Consider the following 3,073-nt stretch of genomic DNA (forward strand, 5'->3'; position numbering starts at 1 on the left):
ACGAATATTCTTGGTTGGGGCTATTCAGTAAAATTTCTTATTACAGAACTACTTTTGCATATAAAATTATCTATTACTAAATTGAATGTTTGATTACAGGTCTCAGCGAGGAAAGGCTTACAGAAGAAGCCACTTCTTTTTTAAACTTTCTAATTCCTTAAATCGTCTCTTTTTGAATTTGTCTTGCCAGTTTCTCTATATGCTCTTTGATTTCATCAGGGGTATGTGCCGCATAACCAAACAATACGGCTGCTTTTTGCGATGAAGTCTGACAATATCGGGATAATGGTTGTACTGATAAACCTACTTGTATACATTGGGCTATAAAATCCTGCTCTGTCCAATTTGCTTTTAGCCAACACACCAAATGAATCCCTGAATCGGTAGATTGTACGTCCAATACATCCGAGAGATGATGTTGAATTGCTGCAATTAAAACCTGTTGCCGTTCGTAACAGACTTTACGGATTTTACGCACATGCCGAGCATAATGACCATCTTTTATAAATTCAGTCAGTGCCACTTGTTCCAGATAAGAACTACGAGTATCGGTATAATATTTTGCCAGACTAACTGTATCAATTAAGGCTTCAGGGACGACCATAAACCCCAATCGAAATTCAGGAAACATCATTTTGGAAAATGTGCCTGCATAAATCACCCGTTGCTGTTGGTCTAAACCCTGCAATGCCTGAATAGGATGTGTGCCATAACGAAACTCGCTGTTATAGTCATCTTCAAAAATCCATTTTTGCTGTTGAGCCGCCCAATCCAGTAAGGCAAAACGTCGGGCAAGGCTTAATGTGCCGCCAAGTGGAAACTGATGTGAGGGTGCTGTGTAAACTAATTTACTGGCTGCATGGTGCTGGATAATCTTAGGGACTTTCATGCCCTCATTATCACTTTCAATCGGCTGTACAGTCACGCCAAAGCTACGAAATATATGAAGAGCCGAATCATAACCTGGTTCATCTAAGCATACTTGATCATGTGGCTGTAACAGGGCATAAGCTGCCAGATGAATTGCCTGCTGTGTACCATTCACAATCAAAATTTGTTCTTCGTTACAGTTTAATCCTCGTGTTGATTGGACGTATTGGCAAATTGCCTGACGCAATGGCAAATATCCTCGTGGATCATGGAATTGTCCGAGTTGATAATAGGACTGTCGCCATGCTCGACCTAATAATTTCCCCCAAAGTTGATGGGGGAATAAATCTACACAGCCCACACCGATATGAAACATTTTCTTTTCTTGGTTAGAGAAACTCTGCTGATGCCAATCTGGCAATAAATTGGCGATATGGGGATTAATATTAAGCGTTTGCGTGGATTGATATACCGTTTGTTGTCTATCATTTTGAATTTGAATCAGTTGGTCAGGGATAATATTGGCAACATACGTGCCTGAACTCGGTCTAGTGACTAAATAACCCTCATCAAGCAGACGTTCCAACGCTGCCAAGACCGAATTACGGGAAATCAACATCATTTCTGCCAAAGCACGGCTCGAAGGCAATTTTGTACCCGCAGATAGGCGACCCTCTAAAATCGCATCACGCAAAATACAATATAAACCGTCTTTAATTTGCTGTCCTTTAGGCAAAATTAAGTGTGGAAAATAAGCAGAAGGTGATGTTGCCATGATTGAACTGGTACTTTAAAAAATATTCAAACTGTATCTTATGACAATACCATCATTAAAAATACACTCTGCTACTTAATTTTTAAATTTTCAGGGGTTGGGTTATGTCTGGTCAATACTCATCTTTTCAGCGTCATTCCAATGACTTGCTGCCCCCAATTATGGCAGGTTTAATCTCGGTCATTGTCAATTATGGCGGTACATTTATTTTAATCTTTCAGGCTGCACAGATGGCAGGACTTAGCCCTGAGCTTACCGCTTCATGGGTATGGTCGATTTCGATTGGTGTCGGTATTACTGGAATAATATTAAGCTGGTACACACGAGAACCGATTATTACGGCATGGTCTACCCCTGCGGCAGCTTTTCTGATTACTGCTCTTGTGACCGTACCTTATGCCGAAGCGATTGGGGCATATCTACTTTCTGCCTTAGCCTTTGTCATTTTAGGGATTACAGGCTATTTTGAAAAACTAATTCGCCTGATTCCGATTGGCATTGCCTCAGGTTTATTGGCAGGAATTTTATTACAGTTTGGGATTGCTGCCTTTACCAATATGACCATTGACCCAGTTCTGGCGATTTCATTATTTTTTGTTTATCTCATCACCAAGCGTTTTTCAGCACGCTATGCGATTGTCAGCGTTTTAGTTTTTGGTTTTATTTTCCTGATGTTGCAATCACGAATTGACTTTGCTGGATTTGAGCTAAAATTGGCATCACCAATTTTTACTGCCCCAGAGTTTTCGATTAACTCGATACTCAGTATTGCCTTACCTTTATTCCTCATCACCTTAACAGGGCAATATATGCCAGGTTTATTCGTGCTTAAAAATGATGGTTTTAAAACCAGTGCCAAACCGATTCTGGCTGTGACAGGTTTAGGCTCATTTATCATGGCATTTTTTGGTTCACATGCGTTTAACCTAGCAGCAATTACCGCTGCAATCTGTACAGGTAAGGAATCGCATGAAGACCCCTCAAAACGCTGGGTCGCAGGGATTGCCGCAGGGATATTTTATATTTTGGTCGGGATTTTTGGCGTGACATTAGCAGCAGTATTTGCAGCATTTCCAACCGCATTTATTAGCACACTGGCTGGACTTGCCTTGTTAGGCACGATTGCAGGAAGCCTTGCCAATGCCATGAGTGACGTTGATAGCCGTGAAGCCGCTTTAATTACCTTTGTTGCCACTGCTGCCAATATTAGCTTATTTGGGATTGGTGGTGCATTCTGGGGATTAGTTCTAGGATTAATCTCTTATCTTGTACTGAATGGTAAATTTAAGTTCAGTTCATAAATCAGCCATTGATGTTCAGGGTATCACGTATACCCTTTTTGCAATTTAAACACTTTGAGGCAATCCATTGGAAAGAAGTACTAAAGTTCTCTTAACTTACATCTCTATTGTTCATGCCATTAGTCCA

Annotated in this window: 2 protein-coding genes; one reads left to right on the top strand and one right to left on the bottom strand. The window is 40.6% G+C overall.

What is annotated here, in order from left to right; all coding sequences use genetic code 11:
* Window positions 1-157: 157 nt before the first annotated feature.
* Entirely contained in the window at window positions 158-1,645 is a 1,488-nt protein-coding gene (locus B4H32_RS03660; protein ID WP_004777554.1) for a PLP-dependent aminotransferase family protein, read from the bottom strand.
* 104 nt (window positions 1,646-1,749) lie between these two features.
* Between B4H32_RS03660 and B4H32_RS03665 the strand changes: the two genes are divergently transcribed.
* Entirely contained in the window at window positions 1,750-2,946 is a 1,197-nt protein-coding gene (locus B4H32_RS03665) for a benzoate/H(+) symporter BenE family transporter (protein WP_004777556.1), read from the top strand.
* The last annotated feature ends 127 nt before the right edge of the window (window positions 2,947-3,073 follow it).

Origin of the sequence: Acinetobacter sp. UBA2063, from assembly GCF_002333245.1 — a bacterium.
GTDB lineage: Bacteria > Pseudomonadota > Gammaproteobacteria > Pseudomonadales > Moraxellaceae > Acinetobacter > Acinetobacter parvus.